This is a genomic window from Streptomyces sp. NPDC001617, from assembly GCF_053596855.1.
Map to the genome: position 1 here is coordinate 54,291 of NZ_JBSFHA010000032.1, position 23,512 is coordinate 77,802.

A 23,512-nucleotide genomic window follows, 5' to 3' on the forward strand; every position below is an offset into this window, starting at 1 on the left:
CCGATCAACGGAGTCCCCGTGTCGCTGCCACCCCTGGTCGAGCCAGCCTCTGAGCTCACCGTAGACGAGGTCCGCAGGTACTCCCGCCACCTGATCATCCCGGACGTCGGGATGGACGGGCAGAAGCGGCTGAAGAACGCCAAGGTGCTCTGTGTGGGCGCCGGCGGCCTGGGCTCGCCGGCGCTGATGTACCTGGCCGCGGCGGGCGTAGGCACGCTCGGCATCGTGGAGTTCGACGAGGTCGACGAGTCGAACCTGCAGCGCCAGATCATCCACAGCCAGGCCGACATCGGTCGCTCCAAGGCCGAGTCCGCGCGTGACTCCGTCCTCGGCATTAACCCGTACGTGAACGTGATCCTCCACGAAGAGCGGCTCGAGGCCGAGAACGTGATGGACATCTTCAGCCAGTACGACCTGATCGTCGACGGCACCGACAACTTCGCCACCCGCTACCTGGTCAACGACGCGGCCGTGCTGCTCAACAAGCCGTACGTGTGGGGCTCGATCTACCGCTTCGACGGCCAGGCCTCCGTCTTCTGGTCCGAGCACGGCCCCTGCTACCGCTGCCTCTACCCGGAGCCCCCGCCGCCGGGCATGGTCCCCTCCTGCGCCGAGGGCGGCGTGCTGGGCGTGCTGTGCGCGTCCATCGGCTCCATCCAGGTCACCGAGGCCATCAAGGTCCTGACCGGCACCGGTGAACCCCTGGTCGGCCGCCTGATGATCTACGACGCCCTGGAGATGCAGTACCGCCAGGTCAAGGTCCGCAAGGACCCGAACTGCGCGGTCTGCGGCGACAACCCGACCGTCACCGAGCTGATCGACTACGAGGCCTTCTGCGGTGTCGTCTCCGAGGAGGCCCAGGAGGCCGCCGCCGGCTCGACGATCACTCCCAAGCAGCTCAAGGAGTGGATCGACGACGGCGAGAACATCGAGATCATCGACGTCCGTGAGATCAACGAGTACGAGATCGTCTCCATTCCGGGCGCCAAGCTGATCCCGAAGAACGAGTTCCTCATGGGCACCGCCCTGGAGGCCCTTCCGCAGGACAAGAAGATCGTCCTGCACTGCAAGACGGGTGTCCGCAGTGCGGAAGTCCTCGCGGTGCTGAAGTCCGCGGGCTTCTCCGACGCCGTGCACGTCGGCGGCGGTGTGATCGGCTGGGTCAACCAGATCGAGCCGGACAAGCCGGTCTACTAGGCACAGGCCTTCCCGGAAGGGGCTCGGCACCACGGGTGCCGGGCCCCTTACCGCTGCCCGGGCCTCGAAGCCCTCGGCCCGCCCTACTGGGCGCAGACCTTCCCGTCCTTCGGCACCGTCCCGTCCAGCAGATACGCGTTCACCGTCGAGTCGACGCAGTCGCTCCCGTTCCCGTACGCACCGTGCCCCTCGCCCTTCCAGGTGAGCTCCACACCGACGCCCTTGCCGAGCTCGTCGGCCATCTTCCGGGCGCCCTCGTACGGCGTCGCCGGGTCGCCGGTGTTGCCGACCACCAGGATCGGCGCCGCACCGGACGCGCTCACCTCGGGGGTCTCGTACTGTCCGGCCACCGGCCAGTCGTGGCACCAGCCGGCCGTGTCCCATCCGAGGAAGTCCCCGAACACGGGCGAGATCTTCTCGAAGGTCGGCAGCTGCTTCTTCGTCTCCTCGGCGGTCGGCCGCTGCTTGTCGTCCAGGCACGATATGACTCGTTGCGAGTGGGTCGTCGTGCCGTAGTGCCCCGAGGCGTCGCGTTCGTTGTAGCCGTCGGCGAGCTGCAGCAGCTCCGAGCCGTCACCCTGCTCGGCCGCGTCCAGGGCACTGGTCAGGGTCGGCCAGCCGGACTTGCTGTACAGCGGCAGGACGATGCCGGTGAGCGCGAGGGTCTGCGTCAGCTTCCGGCCGGAGGACGTCGGCAGTGGGTTCGCGTCGAGCCGCTTCACCAGGTTCGCGATCTTCTGGCTGCCCCGCTTCGGGTCCTGGCCGGTCGACTTGAGGTAGTCGTCCAGTGCGCGCTGGAAACCCCGGGACTGGTTCTCCGCGTGGCCCACCGAGTCGGCGCTCGGGTCGACGACGGCGTCGAGGATCAGCCGCCCCACGTTCTTCGGGAACAAGTGGGCGTAGACGCCGCCGAGTTCGGTGCCGTACGAGATACCGAAGTAGTGCATCTTCGTATCGCCCAGCACCTGGCGCATCAGGTCCATGTCGCGCGCGGTGTCGGTCGTCGACACATGCGCCAGCAGCTTACCGGCGGCCTTCTGGCAGCCCTTGCCGAAGTCGACGGCGTCCTGGAAGTACGCCTTCTCCTCGGCGGGGGTGTCCGGAGTGGCGTCGATGTCCTCGGCGGCCTGGATCGCCTTGTCGCTGCGGCAGCGCACGCCCTCGCTGGACGCCACACCACGGGGGTCCCAGCTCACCAGGTCGTAGTGCTCGTGCAGCTTCGACACGGTGGCCGCGTACGACGGCATGTAGTCGACGCCCGAGCCGCCGGGACCGCCGAAGTTGAACAGGAGGGAGCCGACGCGGTCGCCCCCGGTCGCCTGCGAGCGGATCAGGGCCAGGCCGATCGTCTCGCCGTCCGGTTTCGACCAGTCCAGCGGCACCTTGAGCGTCGCGCACCGCCAGTCGCTACCCGGCGCGGGGGAGTCCGCGGTGGCCCTGCAGCGACCCCAGGCGAGCTTCTGCGCGGTCAGTGAGGCGGGCAGCGCCGCGGTCGTACCGGAGGAACCGGTCGACGGCGAGGCGGCCGAGCCGGTCCCCGCGCCCCCCTTGTCGTCGCCGGACGACGAGCCGCCGCCACAGCCCGCGACCAGCAGCGCGGCGACGCTCCCCAGCGCCGCCCACCGTACGAAACGTGCCATGTGCGTTCCCCCCGCTTCACAGGCCGTCCGCACCGAGCAGCGAACGGCGGTCAGGCCATAGTAGGCAGATCACGCGAAGCCTGCGGGGGCCTGTGGATAACCTTCTGGCCTGCACTTTCATCCGGAATGAGGGTCTGCTGCTAGGAGCAGACGGTTCCGGCGGCCGGCACCTTTCCGTCCAGCAGGTAGCCGTTCACCGCGCTCTGGACGCACTTGTCCTTGCTGTCGTAGGCGCCGTGCCCCTGCCCCTTGTACGTCAGTTCCACGCCGACGCCCTTGCCCAGTGCGTCCACCATCTTCCGCGCGCCCTCGTACGGCGTGGCCGGGTCCCCGGTGTTGCCCACGACGAGGATCGGCGCCGAGCCGGACGCGGTCACGTCGGGATGGTCGGCGGCGCCGGCCACCGCCCAGTCGGTGCAGCTGACCATGCCCCACGCGAGGAAGTCGCCGAACAGCGGTGAGGCGGCCCGGAACGCGGGCAGCTTCTGCCGCACGTAGTCGACGGTGTAGCGGGCCTTTTCGTCCGCGCAGTTGATGGCGACGTTCGCCGCGGCGATGTTGCTGTACTCGCCGTTCTCGCTGCGTCCGTTCATCGAGTCGGACAGCGCCATGAGGATCTTTCCGTCGCCGTCGTACGCCTCGTGCAGTCCCTCCGTCAGGTACTGCCAGAAGTCCTTGGAGTACAGGGCCTGGGCGATGCCGTTGGTGGCGGCGGTCTGGGTCAGCTCGCGCGGGAAGATGCCGGGGATCGGCTTCTTGTCGAGGTCCTTCAGCAGCTTGGCGATACGGTCCTTCACGTCCTGCGCGCTGTCGCCGATCTTGCACTCCTCGGCCTTCGACGTGCAGTCCTCGGCGAAGTTGTCGAGCGCGAGCTGGAAGCCCCTGGCCTGCCCGAGAGAGCCCTGTTCGGGGTCCTGCGTCGGGTCGACGACCGCGTCGAAGACGGCACGCCCCACATGCTTGGGGAACAAGTGGGCGTAGACACCGCCGAGTTCGGTGCCGTACGAGATGCCGAAGTAGTACAGCTTGTCGTCGCCGAGGACCTGCCGCATCAGGTCCATGTCACGGGCCGCGTCGGTGGTGCGCACCTGCGACAACATCTTCTCGGAGTTCTTCTCGCAGGCCGCGTTGAACGTCTTCGTGTTGCCCAGGAACTCGGTCTGCTCGGCGGTGTCGTCGGGGGTCGCGTCCTGCTGGAAGTAGGGGTCGAGTTCCTGGTCGCTCTCGCACTTCACGGGGGCACTGCGTCCGACGCCGCGCGGGTCGAAGCTGACCAGGTCGTAGCGGGTGCGCAGTTTCGCGTAGTCCTGCCCGAAGGAGGGCAGCGTGGAGACACCCGAGCCGCCCGGCCCGCCGAAGTTGAAGACGAGCGAGCCGATGCGCTCGCTCTTGTCGCCGCTCGCCCTCGCCCGGATCAGCGCGATGCCGATCGTGTCGCCCTTGGGCTTGTTCCAGTCCAGGGGCGCCTTCATGGTGGCGCACTGCCAGGTGCCGCCGTTCGGCAGAGGTGACGGGGCATCACCACCGCCCTCCGCCTGCGAAGGGGCCGGACAGTCCTTCCAGTTCAGCCTCTGCGCCGACAGATCCCCGTCCTTGGAGTCGTCGCTGCACCCGGTCAGCATGGAGGACAGGAGTACGGCGGTGACGGTCAGGGCAGCGGCACGCGCGCGGGGAGGCTTCGGCATGCTCCCATCGTGCGGGCGTGCGGGGCGGGGCGCTCGGGGCACGGGCCGTACGAGGTACGCGCGCGTACCGCCGTCGTACGACATGACGTCGTCCTAGAGCGCGCCCTTGCGCGAGAGCTGGTTGAAGGCGAGCCAGCCCGGCAGCACCGGCAGCCACAGGGTCAGCAGCCGGAACAGCAGCACGGCCGGGGCGGCGACCTCCTTGGGCAGGCCCACGGCGATCAGACCGACCGTCAAAGTCGCCTCCACGGCGCCCACGCCGCCCGGGGTCGGGGCCGCGGATCCGAGCGCGTTTCCGGCGAGGAAGACGACGGCGACGCTGGCGATGCTGAGCGAGGTCCCCTGCTGGCCGAAGGCGCGGATCGAGGCGTCCAGGCACATCACGAAGCAGGCCGTCAGCAGCAGCATGCCGCCGATGCCGGTGACGAGCTTCTGCGGCCGCTGCAGCACGTCCAGCATGCGCGGCACGACACCGGCGAAGAGCGAGCGCACGCGCGTGACGATGAATTTCCGCAGGAACGGCACCGAGGTGACCACCAGGACGAGCACCGCCACCGTCAACAGACCCGCGATGACCGTCCGGGACGGCGACAGGGACGGGGTCTTCTCGGTGCCGGTCAGATAGCCGAACGACAGCAGCATCAGGATGTGGCAGCCGAGCCCGAACAGCTGCGAGGCGCCGACACTGGCGACCGCCAGCCCGGGCCGTACGCCCGCGCGTTGCAGGAAGCGCGTGTTGAGCGCGACACCGCCCACCGCGGCCGGCGCGACGATCTTGACGAAGGACCCGGCGACCTGCGCCGCCACGGCCCGCAGGAACGGCACCCGCTCCGGCACGAACCCCATCAGAGCCATGGCCGCCGCGACGTAACTGGCCGCCGAGAACACGACGGCCGCCGCGACCCAGCCCCACTGCGCGTTCTCGATCAGCAGCCCGAACTCGATGTGGGTGAGCTGCGTCAGCAGGAAGTACGCGCCGATGGCACCGGCGATGAAACTGATCAGCGTCCGGGGCCGCACCCGCTCGAGACGGGCCGGCTCGACCGGGGCCTGCGGGCGGATCAGCAGCACCTGGTGCCGGATCTGCGTGAGCAGATCCTCCTCGCGCGCCTCGTCGATGGCCTCGTCGATCGCCCGCTTCTCGGCCCGCTGCTCCGCGCGCACGGCCTTCTTGTCGGGCTTTTCGAGGACGGGCCTGGCGTGCTCGTCGGCGGCCTCCAGCCGCGCCTGTTTGGCCTGCCGCGAGGCCTCCAGGACCGCGTCCCGCTCGCGCTGGGCGCGCTCCCGGGCCAGCCTGCGCAGGGTCGCGCGGGAGGTGCGGCTGAGGGCGATGGGCTGCAGCATCGGCAGGCAGTCGGCCACGGCGTCCGGGCCGAGCACGGCCACCGCCGAGGCGACCGCGCGCTCGGCGCCCACCCGCAGGCCGAGCGTCACCAGCAGCTGGGAGACGTCCATGCGCAGCAACAGTTCGCCGGCCGCGATCTCGCCGACGCGCAGGTCGGTGAGGATGACCGTGCCGGAACGATCCACCAGAATCGCGTCGCCCACCAGCCGGCGGTGCGCGATGCGCCGGGACTGCAACGCCCGTACCTGATGCCACGTGTCGTGCAGCAGCGCGTCGGTGATCTCGTCGTCCGTCAGGGAGTCGAGCGTGCGCCCGCCGGTGTGCTCGTAGACGAGCATCACGGCGTCGGGGCCGAGTTCGGAGGTCGCGATCAGCTTGGGGGCGTTGGCGCCGGCCGCGATGGCCGCGTAGGCGAGGAGGGCCTCCTGCTCCAGGGCCTGGCGCAGCGACTGGAGGCTGCTGCGGGTGGCGAAGCCACGCAGGGTCAGATTGCGATACGCGCGGTAGAAGAAGCCCTGGGCCTGCTGTTCCCGGTCGACGACCGTGACGTCCAGGGGCGGGCCGTCCTCGAGCGTGACGAAGTAGCGCCGGCCGCGGTCGCCGGTCTCCGGGGTCTCCGCCAGCTCCTCGCGAGCCGCGCTCACGGGGAGGAAGCCGACGTGCCGGAGACCCGCCATCAGTGTCCGTCCGGTAGGACGGACGTTGGGCGAGCCGACCGCGTAGAGCGTCCCGTAGGCCACGGTCCAGCCGATGAGAACCGTCAGGATGATCGAGAACGGTGTCGTGTACCCGGAGACGAGCATCGAGAACGCGTCGAGCAGCAGGACGGTCCACAGCACGGCCCGCCAGCGTGGCCGACGTGACATGCCGACGGCCGTCATATACGCGATGACCGGCGCGAGATAGCCGTGCACCGGGTCGGTCAGGGCGTGGATGTCACCGGGGGAGGGCTGGGTGAGCGCCTCCTGGATGGAACCCGGGGCGGCTTTGGCGACCCACAGGTCCGTGGCGAGCGTCACACCGTGCGCGAGCACCGCCGCGAGCACGCCGTCCGCGATGCGCAGCCCGTCGCGCTTGATCAGCCGCTCGATCGCGAACGCGACCGGCACGAGCAGGATCGCGATGCTGGAGGCCAGACCGGCGATCTTGATGAGCAGGTCGGGCGCCTGAGTGGTGCCCTTGTTGATGTCCTGTTCGAGGCCCGACGTGGTGCCGTGCGCGAACGCGGCGATCGCGAGCAGTACGACGATCGCCAGCACGCCCGCCAGAAGACGCATCAGATCGGAGGGGCGGTGCACGCGCGCGGGGAGCAGCGGTTCGTCGCCCTCGACCTCGTCGCTGTGCACCTCGTCGGCGCAGTCGGCGTCGTCCCTGGTCATGTCCTTCGCGGCCGCGTCCTCGCCGTCGGTGCCGGAGTCCGGGCGCGACGAAGCGTCAGAGGTGCTCTCCGCATCCTCTGGGTGCACACCCTGCTGCTTCATCGTCTCTTCTTGATCTCGTATCACCGGTCACCGCCCGCATGATGGTGGCATGCCCCACCGACACACGGGGGCATCAGGGTGCGGACGCGGGGGCGCACAGTCTGCCGGAAGCGCCGCCCCGGGGCGAGGGATACGCACAGTGGCGAGCGCGTCACACTGTCGGAGGGGTGCGGCAGGATGGGCCGGATGAGCGAGGAGAGCCTTCCGTACGACGATCGACCGGAGCACCCCGACGCGCTGCCGGAGTACGCCGAGCGCGTCCTCGAAGTCGCCGAGCTGATTCCGCCCGGGCGTGTCCTGACGTACGGGGACGTGGCCGAGTGGCTGGAGGAGGGCGGCCCCCGGCAGGTCGGCCGAGCGATGTCCCTCTACGGGGGAGCCGTGCCCTGGTGGCGTGTCGTGCGCTCGGACGGCGTCCTGCTGCCCGGACACGAGCTGGAGGCGCTTGATCACTACCGCGCCGAGAGCACACCTCTGAAGGAGGCGAGCAGGGCCGCGGAGGGCCACCTGCCCCGCCTCGACATGAAGCGGGCGCGATGGGACGGCGGCGGACGCGCGGAGGGTCACACCTGACAGCTTCCGCCATTCGGCAACCTCGTGTGTGACGCGTGATCCGTACGGGGGAGCAGGGGCACATCCGTGGCATGCCGTACGTTCGAGGGGCGAGGGACACGCGCGTCGCCAGTGACGTGAGGGAAGAAGAGGAAGGCATGCTTCCACACTCTTCGTCGGCGTAGCGTCGGCTGCACACGTCCCCCTCACCCCGCGATCACCGCCCTGCACGCACGGTGGTCCGACAACCAGCACACCCACCAGGACCGGCGAACCACGTGAGCTCCTCTTCCTCCACCCGGCGCCTGTCGCACCCCCAGGTGCGACAGGGGGCCCGTGGCGCTTACCGACTGGTCCGTACCCCGCCGGCCCTTCCGGATCCCCCTCATCTGGACGCCGCACAGCGCTCCGTGGTTGACCACAAGGCCGGCCCGCTGCTCGTTCTCGCAGGTCCGGGTACCGGCAAGACCACCACGCTCGTCGAGTCCGTGGCGGCACGAATCGCCCGGGGCGGCGACCCCGCGCGCGTGCTGGTGCTGACGTTCAGCCGCAAGGCGGCCGTCGAACTGCGCGACCGCATGGCGCTGCGCATAGGAGCGGCCCGGGCGCCCCGGGCGACCACCTTCCACTCGTTCTGCTACGCCCTGGTCCGCGCCCACCACGACAGCGACCGCTTCGCCGAACCGCTACGCCTGCTGTCCGGCCCCGAACAGGACGTGACCGTCCGTGAACTGCTCGCGGGCCAGCCCGACCTGGAGCGGCTCGGCCTCGCGCATGTGCGCTGGCCCGACGAACTGCGCGCCTGTCTGACCACCCGGGGCTTCGCCGACGAGGTCCGCGCGGTCCTCGCCCGCAGTCGCGAACTCGGCCTGGATCCGGGCGCTCTGGACGCCTTCGCCCGCCGTATCGGCCGCCCCGACTGGCGTGCCGCGTCCGCCTTCCTCGCCGAGTACCTCGACGTCCTCGACCTGCAGGGCGTGCTCGACTACGCGGAACTGGTCCACCGCGCGGTCCTCCTCGCGCGCCGCCCCGAGGTCGCCGAGCGGCTCGCCGCGCAGTACGACGCCGTACTCGTCGACGAGTACCAGGACACGGACGCGGCCCAGGTACGGCTGCTGCACGCCCTCGCCGGCGGCGGCCGCACCCTTGTCGCCTTCGGCGACCCCGACCAGTCGATCTACGCGTTCCGGGGCGCCGACGTGAACGGCATCCTGGAGTTCCCGTACGCGTTCCCGCGCGCGGACGGCCGCCCGGCACCCGTCGAGGTCCTGCGCACCTCCCGCCGCTCCGGCGCCGGCCTGCTCGCCGCGACCCGACTGCTCACCCAGCGCATGCCGCTGACCCGGCTCCCGGCGGAGAAGGTACGCGCGCACCGTGAGCTCGCTCCGGTGCGCGACGGCGGCCGCATCGAGGTGTTCACGTACCCGACGGCCGGTACGGAGCTCGACAACATCGCCGACATCCTGCGGCGGGCGCATCTGGAGGACGGCGTTCCCTGGCGCGAGATGGCCGTCCTGGTGCGCGCCGGGTCCCGCACGATCCCGACGCTCCGCCGCGCGTTGACGGCTGCAGGCGTCCCGCTGGACATCGACGGAGACGATCTCCCGCTTCGGCACGAACCGGCGGTGGCGCCTCTGCTGACGGCACTGCGGGCGGTGGCCGAGGCGGAGGCGGCGACGCACTCTGCCGAGGAGGCCGATCCCGCGGAGGCTCCCTCGGAAGAAGCCTCCGCGGAACAGACCACCTCCTGGCTCGACACCGAGACCGCCCTCACCCTCCTCGCCTCCCCCCTCGCCGCCATGGATGCCGCAGACCTGCGCCGCCTCGGCCGGGCCCTGCGCGACGAGGAGCGGGCCGCCGGCAACCCCTTGCCGCCGCCGTCGGACGAGCTGCTCGGGCGGGCGCTGGCCGAGCCGGAGCGCCTGGTCGCGCACGACCCCACGTACGCGCGTGCCGCCCAGCGGCTCGGCGCGCTGCTGCGCAAGGCCCGTGAGCGCCTCGCGGGCGGCGGTACGGCCGAGGAGGCGCTGTGGGACCTGTGGGAGGGCACGCCGTGGCCCGCCCGTCTGGAGCGGTCCGCCCGGCGTGGCGGTGCGGCCGGGCGCAACGCCGACCGTGATCTGGACGCCGTGTGCGCGCTGTTCGCGACCGCCGCGCGCGCGGAGGAGCGCACCGGCGGCCGGGGCGCCCTCAACTTCCTGGAGGAGATCGAGGCCGAGGACATCGCCGCCGACACCCTCACACGGCGTGCCGTACGCCCCGACGCCGTCCGCCTGATGACCGCGCACCGTTCCAAGGGCCTGGAGTGGCGCCTGGTGGTCGTCGCCGGTGTCCAGGAGGGCCTGTGGCCCGACCTGCGCCGCCGCGGCTCCCTCCTGGAGGCCGACCGCATCGGCCGCGACGGACTCGCCGAACCACTCACCCCGGGCGCGCTGTTGGCGGAAGAGCGCCGCCTGTTCTACGTGGCGGCCACGCGCGCGCGTGAACGCCTCGTCGTCACCGCGGTGAAGGCCCCCGCGGACGACGGCGACCAGCCCTCCCGATTCCTCACCGAACTCGGCGTCGAGCCCAAGGACGTCACGGGCCGCCCGCGCCGCCCCCTGTCGGTCGCCGCCCTGGTGGCCGAACTGCGCGCCACGACGGTCGACCCGCGCGTCTCGGACACCCTCAGGGAGGCCGCGGCCCACCGCCTGGCCCGGCTCGCGGCCCTCGCCGACGAGGACGGCCGCCCGCTGGTCCCCTCCGCCCACCCGTACCGCTGGTGGGGCATGTTCGAGCCGACCGAGAGCAAGGTGCCGCTGCGCAACCGCGACCAGCCCGTCGTGCTCTCCGGAAGCGCCCTCGACCAACTCGCCAACACCTGTGCCCTGCAGTGGTTCCTGGGCCGCGAGGTGAAGGCCGACGCGCCCGCGACGGTCGCCCAGGGCTTCGGCAACGTGGTGCACGTCCTCGCCGACGAGGTCGCCTCCGGGCACACCCCCGCCGATCTCGCCGTCCTCATGGAGCGCCTCGACTCCGTGTGGAACGCGCTCGCCTTCGACGCGCCCTGGAAGTCGGCACAGGAGAAGGAGAACGCGCGCGTGGCGCTCGAACGCTTCCTGAAGTGGCACGTCATGGACCGCACCGGCCGCACACCCGTGGCCAGCGAGCACGACTTCGACGTGACGCTGGAGGCGGGTGACTACGAGGTCCGCATCCGCGGCCAGATGGACCGGGTGGAGGCCGACGGCGAGGGCCGCGCCTACGTCGTCGACTTCAAGACCGGCAAGCAGGCACCCACCGCGCGCGAGGTGGAGCACCATCCCCAGCTCGCCGTCTATCAGCTGGCCGTCCGCGAGGGCGCCGTCGACGAGGCCTTCGACGGGCTGCGCCCCGAGCCCGGCGGCGCGGAACTGGTCCAGCTGCGGCAGGGCGCCGCCAAGCGTGACGGCGGCGAGACGCTGCCCAAGGTGCAGGCGCAGGAGCCGCTGGAGGGGGAGTGGGTGGGCGACCTGCTGGCGACCGCCGCCGGCAAGGTCCTCGACGAGCGGTTCACGCCGACCTCCGGACAGCACTGCGCACACTGCGCGTTCCGGGCGTCGTGCAGCGCGCGGCCGGAGGGGCGGCACGTGGTGGAGTGAGCACGCCGGTGTGATCGGTTGCACCACCCGTGCCGGCCTGCTCTTCTTCGCCCCCAGAGGCCGATCCGTCCGCCATTGTCAGTGGCCGCCGCTAGCCTCTCTGACGTGCCGCCCCGTATCACCGATCCCGATCAGCTCAAGGAGCTCCTCGGGATTCCGTTCACCCCGGAGCAGACGGCGTGCATCATCGCGCCGCCCGCCCCGCAGGTGATCGTGGCCGGAGCCGGGTCGGGCAAGACGACGGTGATGGCGGCCCGCGTGGTGTGGCTGGTCGGCACCGGCCAGGTCGCCCCCGAACAGGTCCTCGGCCTCACCTTCACCAACAAGGCGGCCGGCGAACTCGCCGAGCGCGTCCGCAAGGCGCTCGTCAAGGCGGGCGTCACCGACCCGGACGTCATCGACCCGGACAACCCGCCGGGCGAGCCCGTGATCTCGACCTACCACGCCTTCGCGGGCCGCCTGCTGACCGACCACGGCCTGCGCATCGGCCTGGAGCCCACCTCCCGACTCCTCGCCGACGCCACCCGCTACCAGCTCGCCGCGCGCGTGCTGCGCGAGGCCCCGGGCCCCTACCCCGCCCTCACCCGCTCCTTCGCGGACCTCGTCAGCGACCTGCTCGCCCTGGACGCGGAGCTCGCCGAGCACCTCGTACGGCCGGAGAACCTGCGCGCGTACGACGCCGGCCTGCTGCGCACCCTGGAGGGCGCCAAGCTCACCAACGCCGATCTGCGCAAGGTCCCCGAGGCGGCCGCCGCGCGCCGCGAACTCGCCGATCTGGTGGTGCGCTACCGCGCCGCCAAACGCGAGCGCGATCTGCTCGACTTCGGCGACCAGATCGCCCTGTCCGCGCAGCTCGCGCAGATCCCCGAAGTGGGCCGCATCCTGCGCGACGAGTTCCGCGTGGTGCTGCTGGACGAGTACCAGGACACGTCGGTGGCCCAACGCATCCTCCTGGCAGGCCTGTTCGGCGACGGCACCGGCCACCCGGTGACCGCCGTCGGCGACCCCTGCCAGGCGATCTACGGCTGGCGCGGCGCTTCCGTCGCCAACCTGGACGACTTCCCCGAGCACTTCGCGCACCCCGACGGCCACCCCGCCACCCGCCAGGCGCTCAGCGAGAACCGCCGCAGCGGCGGCCGCCTCCTCGACCTCGCCAACGGCCTCGCCGAGCCGCTGCGCGCCATGCACGCGGGCGTGGAGGCCCTCCGCCCGGCCCCGGGCGCGGAGCGCGACGGCATCGTGCGCTGCGCGCTGCTGCCCACCCACGCCGAGGAGATCGACTGGATCGCCGACTCGATCGCCCACCTGGTGAACACCGGCAAGGCACCCGGCGAGATCGCCGTCCTGTGCCGTACGGCGACCGACTTCGCGGAGATCCAGGGCGCACTCGTCGCCCGGGACGTCCCCGTCGAGGTGGTCGGCCTGTCCGGGCTGCTGCACCTGCCCGAGATCGCCGACCTGGTCGCCGTCTGCGAGGTCCTCCAGGACCCCGGCGCCAACGCCTCCCTGGTCCGCCTGCTGACCGGCCCGCGCTGGCGCATCGGCCCGCGCGACCTCGCCCTCCTGGGCCGCCGGGCGCGGCTGCTGGTGTCCCACGCGCGCGTGGACGCCGGCGACGACCGGGACCAGAGGCTCGCCGAGGCCGTCGAGGGGGTCGACCCGTCCGAGGTGATATCGCTCGCGGACGCCCTGGACACCTTCCTGGAGCTGCCGCTCGATGTCGACCAGGAGGACGACGGGCTGCCGTTCTCGCCGGACGCGCGCGTGCGGTTCGCCCGCCTGGCCGCCGAACTGCGCGACCTGCGGCGGTCGTTGGCCGACCCGCTGATGGACGTCCTGCACCGCGTCCTCGCCGTCACCGGCCTGGAGGTGGAGCTGTCGGCGTCCCCGCACGCCCTGGCCGCCCGGCGCCGCGAGACCCTGTCCAACTTCCTGGACGTCGCGGCCTCCTTCGCCGCGGGCGACGGCGAGGCGACCCTGCTCGCCTTCCTGGGCTTCCTGCGCACCGCGGCCCAGTACGAGAAGGGCCTCGACAACGCGCTCCCGGGTGGTGAGAACACCGTCAAGGTGCTCACGGCCCACAAGTCCAAGGGCCTGGAGTGGGACGTCGTCGCCGTGCCCGGCCTGGTCACCGGCACCTTCCCCAGCACCCAGGGGCGCGAGAAGTGGACCGCCCAGGGCAAGGTGCTGCCGCACGAACTGCGCGGCGACGCCGACACCCTGCCCGACATCGACGCCTGGGACTCGCGCGGCCTGAAGGTCTTCCAGGAGGCCATGAAGGAGCACCAGCACACCGAGGAACTCCGCCTCGGTTATGTCACCTTCACCCGCCCCCGCTCCCTCCTCCTCGGCTCCGGCCACTGGTGGGGACCCAGCCAGAAGAAGCCACGCGGCCCGTCCGACTTCCTGCAGGCCCTCCACGACCACTGCGAAACCGGCTACGGCGAGATCGAGGCGTGGGCGGACGAGCCCGCCGAGGACGAGGAGAACCCGGCCCTCCACGCGGCGAGCGCCGACCAGGTCTGGCCGCTGCCCCTGGACGAGGCGTCCTTCGACAGGCGGCGGGCGGCCGCAAGGACTGTCCTCGCCCACCTGGAGGACCTGGCCTCCCACGAGGACGGCCACCCCGCGGCCGTACACGACCCGGACCGCCATGAGGACCCGGACTGGCCGGCGCCGCCGGAGGAGGACGCCCTCTACGAGGAGGACGACCCCTTCCTGGAGGAGGAGCCCGGTGACTGGGACGACTGGTCCACCGACCGCCCGACCGTCCCGCACCAGGCTGCGGCTCCGGAGGGCGCGGCCGCGCGTGGGGGAGCCGACCATCGCACCGGACACGGGCCCGCACCTGCCGAGCCGGAACGCGGCACGCGCGAATCCGCCCCCGAGCACGCCAGCCCCGCCCCCGAGCACGCCCCCGCCCGCCTCACCGCCGAGGAAGCCCGCACCCTCGCCTCCTGGGACCGTGATCTCGACGCCCTCACCGGCGAGCTCCTCCGCGCGCGTGAAGCCGTCACCGACGTGCCCCTGCCCGCCTCGCTCACCGCCTCCCAGGTGCTGCGCCTGGCCGCCGACCCCGACGGATTCGCGCAGGAGCTCGCGCGTCCCATGCCGCGACCGCCGCAGCCCGCCGCGCGCCGGGGCACCCGCTTCCACGCCTGGGTCGAGGCCCGCTTCGAAGAGCTGACGCTGCCCGTTCTGGAGCCGGAGGAACTGCCCGGCGGCGAGGCCGAAATCGCCGACGAACGTGACCTGGAAGCCCTCAAGGACGCCTTCGAACGCACCGAGTACGCCCGCCGCACCCCGCACCGCGTGGAGGCGCCCTTCCAGCTCGCCATCGCCGGCCGGGTGGTCCGGGGCCGCATCGACGCCGTCTACCGGGAAGGCGACGGCGACGGGGCGACGTACGAGATCGTCGACTGGAAGACGAACCGCACCCGCACCGCCGACCCGCTCCAGCTCGCCCTGTACCGGCTGGCCTGGGCAGAGCAGCAGGGCGTCCCCCTGGAGTCCGTCAACGCGGTGTTCCTGTACGTCCGCACCGGTGAGGTCGTACGACCGGACGACCTGCCCGGCCGGGCGGCACTGGAGCGGCTGCTTCTGGAGGAGCCTGCCGCGCAAGCAAACTGTGAGGAACCGCCCACCGAGGATGTCAGTGCGGGCCGATAGGCTCGTGACCATGAGCCAGACCCCGGACAGCGCTGTCCGTACGTACATCGAGCAGCACCGTGCCGCCTTCCTCGACGACCTCGCGGAGTGGCTGCGCATCCCGTCCGTGTCCGCCCAGCCGGACCACGCGCCCGATGTACGCCGCAGCGCCGACTGGCTCGCCGCCAAGCTGAAGGAGACCGGCTTCCCGACCACCGAGGTCTGGGAGACCCCGGGCGCCCCGGCCGTCTTCGCCGAGTGGCCCTCGGACAGCCCCGAGGCACCCACCGTCCTCGTCTACGGCCATCACGACGTGCAGCCCGCCGTCCGCGAGGACGGCTGGGACAGTGAGCCCTTCGAGCCCGTCGTCCGGGACGACCGCCTCTACGCGCGCGGGGCCGCCGACGACAAGGGCCAGGTGTTCTTCCACACGCTCGGCGTCCGCGCCCACCTCGCCGCCACTGGCCGCACCGCCCCCGCCGTCCACCTGAAGCTGCTGGTCGAGGGCGAGGAGGAGTCCGGCTCCCCGCACTTCCGCGCCCTCGTCGAGGAGCACGCGGACCGGCTCGCCGCCGACGCCGTGATCGTCTCCGACACCGGCATGTGGTCCGAGGACACCCCCACCGTCTGCACCGGCATGCGCGGGCTCGCCGAGTGCGAGATCCAGCTCTCCGGCCCCGACCAGGACATCCACTCGGGCTCCTTCGGCGGCGCCGTGCCCAACCCGGCCACCGCGGCCGCCCGCCTGGTCGCGGCGCTGCACGACGAGCACGCACGCGTGGCGGTCCCCGGCTTCTACGACGGCATCGTCGAACTCACCGACCGCGAGCGCGAGCTCTTCGCCGAGCTGCCCTTCGACGAGCAGGAGTGGTTGCGCACCGCCAAGTCGTACGCCACCCACGGCGAGGCCGGGCACAGCACCCTGGAGCGCATCTGGGCCCGCCCCACCGCCGAGGTCAACGGCTTCGGCGGCGGCTACCAGGGCCCCGGGAGCAAGACGATCATCCCGTCCTCGGCCATGGTGAAGCTCTCCTTCCGGCTTGTCGCGGGACAGGACCCCGACCACATCGAGAAGGCCGTCCGCGCGTGGGCGGCCGAGCAGGTCCCCGCCGGAATCCGGTCCGAGATCACCTTCGGCGCCGCCACGCGCCCGTGCCTGACGCCGCTGGACCACCCGGCCCTGCAGTCCGTCGCCCGCGCGATGGGCCGCGCCTTCGACAAGCCGGTCCGCTTCACCCGCGAGGGCGGCTCCGGACCGGCCGCCGACCTCCAGGAAGTCCTGGACGCGCCGGTGCTCTTCCTGGGCATCTCCGTCCCGTCCGACGGCTGGCACGCACCGAACGAGAAGGTGGAGCTCACCCTGCTCCTCAAGGGCGTCGAGACCACCGCGTACCTCTGGGGCGACCTCGCGGAGACCTGGCGCCATGCGCCCTGAGCGTCCGTACGTCCCGCCGAACCGCCCGCCGAAACAACCCGTTCCACAGGGGGAGTTGGAAGCACCCGTGACCACCTGGACCGACCACACCGCCGACCGCCCCATCTCGCTCACCGCCCCGAGCGGCATCGACCGCGCCGCCCACCACCGGCTCGACGAAGCCTGGCTCGCGGCGGCTTGGAGCCACCCCACGACCCGCTGTTTCGTGGTCTCCGGCGGTCAGGTCCTCATCGACGAGACGTCCGACGGCCGTACCGAACTCGTCATGACGCCCTCCTTCGAGGCACCGCTGACGGAGGCGCACCGCTACTTCCTGGGCACCGACGAGGACGGCGTCAGTTACTTCGCCCTCCAGAAGGACGCGCTGCCCGGCCGTATCGACCAGTCGGCGCGCGCGGCGGGCCTGCGCGAGGCGGGGCTGCTGCTGTCGCCGCGCGACACGGGCCTGATGGTGCACGCGGTGGGCCTGGAGAACTGGCAGCGCACCCATCGCTTCTGCTCCCGCTGCGGCGAGCGCACCGTCATCGCCGCGGCCGGGCACATTCGCCGCTGCCCCGCGTGCGGCGCCGAGCACTATCCGCGCACCGACCCCGCCGTGATCATGGCGGTCACCGACGAGGCCGACCGCATCCTTCTCGGCCGCCAAGTGCACTGGCCCGAGGGCCGCTTCTCGACGCTCGCCGGCTTCGTCGAGCCCGGTGAGTCCATCGAGCAGGCGGTGCGCCGCGAGGTCTTCGAGGAGGCCGGCATCAGCGTCGGACAGGTCGAGTACGTCGCCAGCCAGCCCTGGCCGTTCCCGTCCAGCCTCATGCTCGGCTTCATGGCCCACGCCATCTCGACCGAGGTCGACGTCGACGGCGACGAGATCCACGAGGCCCGCTGGTTCTCCCGCGATGAACTGGGCGCCGCCTTCGAGTCCGGCGAGGTGCTTCCGCCGTACGGCATCTCCATCGCGGCCCGCCTGATCGAACTCTGGTACGGCAAGCCGCTGCCGACGAGGAGCGTGTGACTCCGGGCGGCACTCGCCGATGTGGTGCACACCGCAAGAAAGCGGTGCCTGAGTACACCTCAGGCACCGCCTCCCGTACGTCTCAGCGGAGCGTCACGCGCCGACCTTCTGCTTCACCTGCGCCAGCGACGGGTTCGTGAGCGTCGAGCCGTCCGCGAACAGCACGGTCGGTACGGTCTGTAGACTTCCCTCTTACCTTGTGGCGGCCGGGGAGGGCCGCCCATGTCTTGGGGAGGGGCAAGGGTGAGCGACAAGCCCAGGGCGCTCGGCGTGGTCCGTCTGTCTGTAGGCAACGAGAACCAGACCGGCGAGGAAACGCAGCGGACCCGCATCAGCAAGCGGGCGGACGCGGAGGAAATGGAGCTCGTCGACTTCGCCGTCGACATCGACGTGTCAGCGTCCATCTCGCCGTGGGTGCGCCCGTCCCTGGGGGACTGGCTCAACAACAAGAAGGACCAGTTCGACCACATCATCATCCTGAAGATCGACCGCATTGCGCGATCGGTCCGCCACCTCTCGGACATCATCGAGTGGTGTGAGGCGAACGGTAAGGGACTGATCTCCTGCGAGGAGGGATTCGACCTCTCGAAGCCGTGGGGCAAGACCATCGCCAAGATCCTGGCCGTGGTCGCAGAGGCCGAACTGGACGCCATCAAGGCCCGCAACAAGGCTTCCCGGGAGACCATGCGGAAGACCGGCCGTTGGCCGGGTGGCCTTGTCCCGTTCGGACGCAGAGCGGTGAAGGGCGACGCAGGCTTCACCCTCGAACTCGACCCTGAGTACGGCCCGACGCTGATCGAGATGATCCGGCGCTTCATCGAGAAGCCGAGCTTCTCGGCCGTCGCCGACTGGCTGAACGAGCAAGGCGTGCCCACGGCTCAGGACATCGCCCGTATCCGCGCGGCGGCAGGCGAGAGCACGACTCGGCTGGCGGACCCGAAGCCTCGGGGAGCCAGGTGGACGCCGACCACAGTGCAAGCCGTACTGGGCAGCCGCTCTCTGCTCGGGGAGTACGTACGCGCCAATGGCGCCGTGGTCCGCAACGACGACGGCACCCCCGTTATGCGGTCTGAGCCGGTGCTGAACGAGGAGGAGTGGGCGAAGCTGTCGGACGCCATCGCCTCGGTCAAGTACAAGAAGCAGAAGGGTTCTACGTCGCCGACGGTGGGTGTGACGTTCTGCATGCTCTGCGGCAGCTCCCTGTACTTCGTGAAGGGCGACCCCGCCAAGGGCAAGCGAGAGCGGTACCGCTGTCACGGCAACAAGAGCAAAGGCATCCAGGCATGCCCGAAGCAGCGGTTCTGGGCCGAAGACCTGTACCCCTGGCTGGAGTCGGCCCTGTTGGGCGAGATCGGCCACCTGGAACGGATGGAGTCGAAGACGACCATCGACGACAGCCGTGCGGCGAAGCTCGCCGTGATCGACGGCAAGATGAACCGGCTCCTGAAGGAACTCCAGCAGGACGAGATCAGCGCCGTCGCGTACGCCTCGCAGGTCGCCAGCCTTGCCCGGGATCGGGAGAAGGTCACCAACCAGGAGGGGCCGAAGCCGGTGACCGTGTGGACGGGTACGGGCGAGGGCTACGCGGAGTGGTGGGAGCGGTCGAGTGTCGACGAACGGCGTGAATGGCTGAAGAAGCACAAGGTCAAGGCGTACTTCGGACATGACGTCCTGGCCATCGATCCCGGCGACCTGATCGAGAACATCAAGCAGCAGGGCATTACGTACTGGGACGTGCCCTCCAAGTCTTCTCAGGTGCTCTCACCGATCACGCCGATCTCGTTGCACGGAAAGCCGTACGAGAAGCCGAAGCCGCTCACGGGTGTGGAGTGGGAGATCGTCAGCCGCTGGGAGGACTTCGATGCGGAACGGGCAGCGCAGCGGGCGAAGGCTGAGGAGGAAGCCAAGGGAGCAGAGGGAACCGAGATGGTTCCGATCTCTGCCTGATGCAGGCTGAGCAACCGAGGAAGGCCCCCGACCTGGGGGCCTTCTGTCTTCCGGTCAGAAGGGCGGCGGCTCGTGCCCTGCTTCTTGAAGCCGGTCGGTCAAGCCGTCGTAGTCGAAGTCCACCGGCGAGGGAGCTGCGTATGGCTCTCCAAACCAGCGTTGACGGCGCTCCTCCTGCTTGACCGTCTCCACGTCTACGAAGGAGAAGGAGGGGGCCGAAGGCCCCCCAAGGGAGCCAGCCCCTTCGTCTTCCTTCTGGGGGCCGCTTGCGCGGCCCACCTTCGCCGGCTGCTTGCCGTTGGCTCCTCACTCCTACCGCCGTCGCTCTTGAAGGTAGGTAGGTTGTATGGCTCCTCAGCCATACCCCCCTGCTTCGGCAACGTGAGCCGGTAGATCACCGGACCGTCCGGCACCTTGCCTGTCTTCGTGAGCCAGCCAGCCCTACGCAGCCTGCCAACGATCTTGTTGACCGTCTGCTCTGGAGCCTTCCCGCCGTAGCCGAGTTCCCTGGCGATCGTCCCGTTCGACGGGCACACGTTCTCGCCCGTCTCGTAGTCCGCGTACAACGCCATCGCGACGCCGACCAACTTCTCTGCGGGCTTCATGACAGAGCGCACCAGCGCACGACGCCACACGTGTTCCTGTATCTCGGGTTTCCCTTCTCCGTCTACAACATCTCCCCCGCCACCATCGCGGGGGAACCCGAAATGTACAGGGCGCAGAAGGGAAAAGCGCAGGTCACTGTCTGTGAGGCGCCTCTCAAGATGAGGCCGCGCACGGGCCCATCCTCGCTACGCTGGCGCGATGAGCCATCCAGACAGCGCCCCTGACTACGACCTTGCGTTCGCCCTCCAGGTCACCGGGTTTGAGCTGGCCGCTGAGCCGGCAGCCCCGGACGCTCCACTCGCGCGCATCCTGGCCTACGCCTCCGAGCACGGGTATGAGAGCTTGACCGACGAGCACTTCGAGCTGGCGAAGGCCGGCCTCCTCTGACCTCGTCGGTACCTGGCGGCGATCCCCTGTCGGGGCGGCACGTAGGGCCTGTTGCGAAAGCCTCAGACGGCCAAAGTGGCGGTGCGGGAGCTCCCGCGGTGCGCTCCTACTGCGGTCGCATCAGGTCCAAGTCCTCACCCCATGCGTCCAGTACCGCGCCGTGCCCGGCCCGCCGGGCCACTGCCTCGACCTGGGCGAAGAGACGACGCTGTGTGGACACGTCGCCCATTCCTGAGATGCGGTCCGCAGCGTCGAGCAGCATGCCGGTGTCCCAGCCGGGCAGTGGGAATCGGGCGAGCTCCCATTCCAGGTACTTGTTGTAGGGGCGGGGACGACGGTCGAGAGTGAAGAGCAACTCCAGCAGAAACCGGATGCTGTCGGCGGCGTCGAGGCGGGCCGCGAGCGCATGGCCGCCGCGGTCGTTCTTGACCGAGCGGTAGAGGGAGTTGGCGTAGGCATCGAGCCATTCGCCCGCCTCCCGGAAGGCTTCATCGCCGTCGAGCCGTGCCTTGCTGGCCAGGATCTGGGCGATGACTCCGTCGAGCCGGTCGAGCACGATCCGGGCGCGGGCGAGGGCGTACCGCTCGAAGCCGGGCATTCCGGCGGCGCGGAACTCGTCGAGGGAGAGGATGACGAGGTCGAGTTCTGGGGTGCGGTACCCCGTAAACCGGGTGAGGGCCGTCGTAGCGCCATCGGCGAGAACGACGTACAGGTCGTGGTCGGAGTGCTCAGTGGTCATGCCCTCGTGGGCCCGGGAACCTTTGAGGACAAGGCCGACGACAGCTGGATCAGCGGCGGCGAGTTCGACAAATGCGTCGTAGGTGAGGGGCTGCTGAGCAGTCATTGCGTGATCTCCGGTGTTGTGATGACGGGTATGCCAGCCGGGCGGCCCCAAACTCATCGGGGTCGCCCGCACCGTCTGCGGCGGCGCTTGGCCGCCGCCCGGAAGATCAACGCACGTGCGGACTCTACCGCCCGGCCAGCCGAGAGGTCTCGCATTCGGCCGCCTCAAGCACGGCAAGTACGCACGTCAGTCTTGAGCCCCCGAAATCCCGGGCACAGCCGAATTACCTGACTGTCGACACCCCCCTCAGATCGCCCCTGAAACCGTGGCGCAATCTCGGCCGGTAAGACACGGCGGTCGGGCAAGGCCCCTCCAGGGGGTCATCCCCCACCCCTTCCGCCGTCGCTCCCTCTCGCCTGTCGCCAGCCACAAGCCGTCGACCGTGGCGCAGCGTGACCAGGAACGGGCGTCTCGAAAACCATGGTTTGTGAGACGAAATGACATGCGCCCCGCGAGGGGGCGTAGTACTGTTCAAACCCGTCTCGAAACTTCCACCTCGGGCTGACGTATTGAGACGAGTTCTGAGACAGTCCGGCCATGGCGAAGAACACGATCACTGGCCAGCTCATCGGTTACGCCCGCGTCTCCACCGACGACCAGGAAGCGCAGCTTCAGCACGACGCACTGACGGCCGCAGGCTGCGCCCGCATCTTCGAGGACAAGGCCAGTGGGAAGAGCACCAACAGGCCAGAGCTCACGGCCGCACTGGACTACGGCAGACCCGGCGACACCCTGTGTGTGTGGAAGCTCGACCGCTTCGCTCGGTCGCTCATCGACCTTGTGACCATGGTCGACACCCTTCGGGGGAGGGGTATCGGGTTCAAGGTGCTCACGGGTGCGCTGGCCAACATCGACCCCTGTACGGCCGATGGCCGTCTCATGCTTCAGGTGGTCGGAGCCATGGCGGAGTTTGAGCGCAGCCTCATCAAGGAGCGCACCCGCGCAGGACTGGACGCAGCCAAGGCGCAGGGGCGTACCGGCGGACGTCCGTCCGTGGTGGATGAAGACGTGCTCACCGTGGCCCGTGCCAGAAAGGTGAAGGGTGAGAGCGTCAGCGCGATCGCCAAGGCGCTGGGGATCTCCCGTGCCACTCTGTACCGCCACCTCGGCGAGAGCGCCTGAGGCAGGCGTAACACAGGTGCATCCCCGCCGCTGGTGTCCGCTGCTCGCGCTCTCCGAGGCTTTCGCGACCGCAGCCCAGCTCCGGAGTGCGGTGGTCGCGAGCCGTGTCAGACATGCGTGCTGCGGTCCATGCCTCTCGCTGATCTCACTCTCGACCAGTGGCGGTCCTTCGAACTGCCTACCGCACGCCGCGTCGCTGAGGAGGCCGCTGGCTTGGTGGACGGCCGGGTGACCCTCATCGAGACCATGGAGCACCTTGGTGCCCCGCTGCATCGCGTCCGGATCGAGCGGAACGAAAAGGAATTCGCTCTGATACCCGGAGGGTCGGTGCCCCTCGGCTTCGACCTGGACAGCTGGCAACCGACTCCGCAGCAGACTGCCGACGCCGAGAGCCTGGGACAGGGCTTCGGCTACGGACCTGACCTGCGGGCCCACCTCGCGCAGGTGCTCAGCCCCCGCCGGAGCGTCGTCTTGGCCACTGTGCTCATGGCTGTGGAGGACGAGAACCTGACCGAGTTGCCTGCTGACATGCCGGCTGTTCTCGCGGCTCGTGGCCTGCGGATGCCGAGCCCCGACGAGTGGGAGCACGCTTGTGGAGCTGGGGCAGAAACCCTGTTTCGGTGGGGGAACGACTGTCCCCTCGACCGCATCCCCTACGGGGACCGCACGGGCCCGCAGAACCAGCTGAGCGCCTTCGGCCTACGCATCGCCTACGACACCTACCGTACGGAGCTGACGAGCGAAGCCACTGCGGTCCACGGCGGAGACGGTGGCGAGTCGGTGTGCGGCGGCTACGGCCACCTGCTTGCATGGCTGCCCCTGGCCACCGCCAATCGCAACCCATCCATGGTCGAGTTCGTGTATGGCCCGGACGGTGAAGACCTTTGCGAGGACTTCTCCACCCGGCCTGTGCTCACGCTCTGAACCTGCGGCTCTGGTATCACGCGCTGAGAGCTTCTGTTGGGCACACAAAACCCCCGATCAGCGTCTGGCT

The 23,512-nt window shown here is 70.3% G+C and carries 15 protein-coding genes and 1 pseudogene; 10 read left to right on the top strand and 6 right to left on the bottom strand.

Features of this window, described 5'->3' with window-relative positions; all coding sequences use genetic code 11:
- Positions 1–18 precede the first annotated feature (18 nt).
- Positions 19–1,197: an adenylyltransferase/sulfurtransferase MoeZ gene (gene moeZ / locus ACWC09_RS24245; protein ID WP_450852667.1), complete on the top strand. Its 1,179-nt coding sequence runs from the start codon at positions 19–21 to the stop codon at positions 1,195–1,197.
- Between the two features lie 83 nt (positions 1,198–1,280).
- Here moeZ and ACWC09_RS24250 read toward each other — a convergent pair whose 3' ends face one another.
- The 3 genes from ACWC09_RS24250 to ACWC09_RS24260 form a co-directional block, all read right to left on the bottom strand.
- The gene (locus ACWC09_RS24250) at positions 1,281–2,837 is read right to left on the bottom strand and encodes an alpha/beta hydrolase (protein ID WP_450852668.1); all 1,557 of its coding nucleotides are present in this window, start codon (positions 2,835–2,837) and stop codon (positions 1,281–1,283) included.
- Positions 2,838–2,977: 140 nt separating this feature from the next.
- Positions 2,978–4,522 (bottom strand): alpha/beta hydrolase, encoded by a 1,545-nt coding sequence (locus tag ACWC09_RS24255; RefSeq protein WP_450852669.1) that lies wholly within the window; start codon positions 4,520–4,522, stop codon positions 2,978–2,980.
- 93 nt (positions 4,523–4,615) lie between these two features.
- The gene (locus ACWC09_RS24260; RefSeq protein WP_450852670.1) at positions 4,616–7,348 is read right to left on the bottom strand and encodes a lysylphosphatidylglycerol synthase domain-containing protein; all 2,733 of its coding nucleotides are present in this window, start codon (positions 7,346–7,348) and stop codon (positions 4,616–4,618) included.
- Between the two features lie 186 nt (positions 7,349–7,534).
- Between ACWC09_RS24260 and ACWC09_RS24265 the strand changes: the two genes are divergently transcribed.
- The 5 genes from ACWC09_RS24265 (at position 7,535) to nudC (ending at position 17,612) form a co-directional block, all read left to right on the top strand.
- Positions 7,535–7,921, top strand: coding sequence for an MGMT family protein (locus ACWC09_RS24265; RefSeq protein ID WP_450852671.1), 387 nt, complete (start codon positions 7,535–7,537; stop codon positions 7,919–7,921).
- 257 nt (positions 7,922–8,178) lie between these two features.
- Entirely contained in the window at positions 8,179–11,520 is a 3,342-nt protein-coding gene (locus ACWC09_RS24270; RefSeq protein ID WP_450852672.1) for an ATP-dependent helicase, read from the top strand.
- Between the two features lie 105 nt (positions 11,521–11,625).
- Entirely contained in the window at positions 11,626–15,189 is a 3,564-nt protein-coding gene (locus ACWC09_RS24275) for a UvrD-helicase domain-containing protein (RefSeq protein WP_450852673.1), read from the top strand.
- A gap of 10 nt (positions 15,190–15,199) precedes the next feature.
- Complete coding sequence (locus tag ACWC09_RS24280; protein WP_450852674.1) at positions 15,200–16,603, top strand: dipeptidase; 1,404 nt, start codon at positions 15,200–15,202, stop codon at positions 16,601–16,603.
- Between the two features lie 67 nt (positions 16,604–16,670).
- On the top strand, positions 16,671–17,612 hold the full coding sequence (nudC, locus tag ACWC09_RS24285; protein ID WP_450852675.1) for an NAD(+) diphosphatase: 942 nt from the start codon (positions 16,671–16,673) through the stop codon (positions 17,610–17,612).
- Between the two features lie 93 nt (positions 17,613–17,705).
- Here nudC and ACWC09_RS24290 read toward each other — a convergent pair.
- Positions 17,706–17,801: pseudogene (locus ACWC09_RS24290) on the bottom strand (NrdH-redoxin); the annotation flags it as partial.
- Positions 17,802–17,855: 54 nt separating this feature from the next.
- On the opposite strand from ACWC09_RS24290, the gene ACWC09_RS24295 reads away from it, so the two are divergent.
- Positions 17,856–19,559, top strand: a complete 1,704-nt coding sequence (locus tag ACWC09_RS24295) for a recombinase family protein (RefSeq protein WP_450852676.1) — start codon at positions 17,856–17,858, stop codon at positions 19,557–19,559.
- A gap of 194 nt (positions 19,560–19,753) precedes the next feature.
- Here ACWC09_RS24295 and ACWC09_RS24300 read toward each other — a convergent pair whose 3' ends face one another.
- Entirely contained in the window at positions 19,754–20,164 is a 411-nt protein-coding gene (locus ACWC09_RS24300) for a helix-turn-helix domain-containing protein (protein WP_450852677.1), read from the bottom strand.
- Positions 20,165–20,363: 199 nt separating this feature from the next.
- Between ACWC09_RS24300 and ACWC09_RS24305 the strand changes: the two genes are divergently transcribed.
- Positions 20,364–20,552, top strand: a complete 189-nt coding sequence (locus ACWC09_RS24305; protein WP_450852678.1) for a hypothetical protein — start codon at positions 20,364–20,366, stop codon at positions 20,550–20,552.
- A gap of 106 nt (positions 20,553–20,658) precedes the next feature.
- On the opposite strand, the gene ACWC09_RS24310 is transcribed toward ACWC09_RS24305, so the two are convergent.
- Positions 20,659–21,396 carry a hypothetical protein gene (locus tag ACWC09_RS24310; RefSeq protein WP_450852679.1) on the bottom strand — a complete coding sequence of 246 codons (738 nt, stop codon included), beginning with the start codon at positions 21,394–21,396 and terminating at the stop codon, positions 20,659–20,661.
- Between the two features lie 537 nt (positions 21,397–21,933).
- Between ACWC09_RS24310 and ACWC09_RS24315 the strand changes: the two genes are divergently transcribed.
- On the top strand, positions 21,934–22,518 hold the full coding sequence (locus tag ACWC09_RS24315; RefSeq protein ID WP_450852680.1) for a recombinase family protein: 585 nt from the start codon (positions 21,934–21,936) through the stop codon (positions 22,516–22,518).
- A 129-nt stretch (positions 22,519–22,647) separates the two neighbouring features.
- Positions 22,648–23,442 (top strand): hypothetical protein, encoded by a 795-nt coding sequence (locus tag ACWC09_RS24320; RefSeq protein ID WP_450852681.1) that lies wholly within the window; start codon positions 22,648–22,650, stop codon positions 23,440–23,442.
- Positions 23,443–23,512: the final 70 nt, after the last annotated feature.

What these genes read in the sequence shown, in the direction of transcription:
- ACWC09_RS24280 (WP_450852674.1), top strand. Translation starts at nt 15,200, where the DNA reads ATGAGCCAGACCCCGGACAGCGCTGTCCGTACGTACATCGAGCAGCAC.
- ACWC09_RS24265 (WP_450852671.1), top strand. Translation starts at nt 7,535, where the DNA reads ATGAGCGAGGAGAGCCTTCCGTACGACGATCGACCGGAGCACCCCGAC.
- ACWC09_RS24300 (WP_450852677.1), bottom strand. Translation starts at nt 20,164, where the DNA reads ATGAAGCCCGCAGAGAAGTTGGTCGGCGTCGCGATGGCGTTGTACGCG.
- ACWC09_RS24255 (WP_450852669.1), bottom strand. Translation starts at nt 4,522, where the DNA reads ATGCCGAAGCCTCCCCGCGCGCGTGCCGCTGCCCTGACCGTCACCGCC.
- ACWC09_RS24320 (WP_450852681.1), top strand. Translation starts at nt 22,648, where the DNA reads ATGCCTCTCGCTGATCTCACTCTCGACCAGTGGCGGTCCTTCGAACTG.
- ACWC09_RS24260 (WP_450852670.1), bottom strand. Translation starts at nt 7,348, where the DNA reads ATGAAGCAGCAGGGTGTGCACCCAGAGGATGCGGAGAGCACCTCTGAC.
- ACWC09_RS24250 (WP_450852668.1), bottom strand. Translation starts at nt 2,837, where the DNA reads ATGGCACGTTTCGTACGGTGGGCGGCGCTGGGGAGCGTCGCCGCGCTG.
- ACWC09_RS24305 (WP_450852678.1), top strand. Translation starts at nt 20,364, where the DNA reads ATGAGCCATCCAGACAGCGCCCCTGACTACGACCTTGCGTTCGCCCTC.
- ACWC09_RS24315 (WP_450852680.1), top strand. Translation starts at nt 21,934, where the DNA reads ATGGCGAAGAACACGATCACTGGCCAGCTCATCGGTTACGCCCGCGTC.
- ACWC09_RS24310 (WP_450852679.1), bottom strand. Translation starts at nt 21,396, where the DNA reads ATGACTGCTCAGCAGCCCCTCACCTACGACGCATTTGTCGAACTCGCC.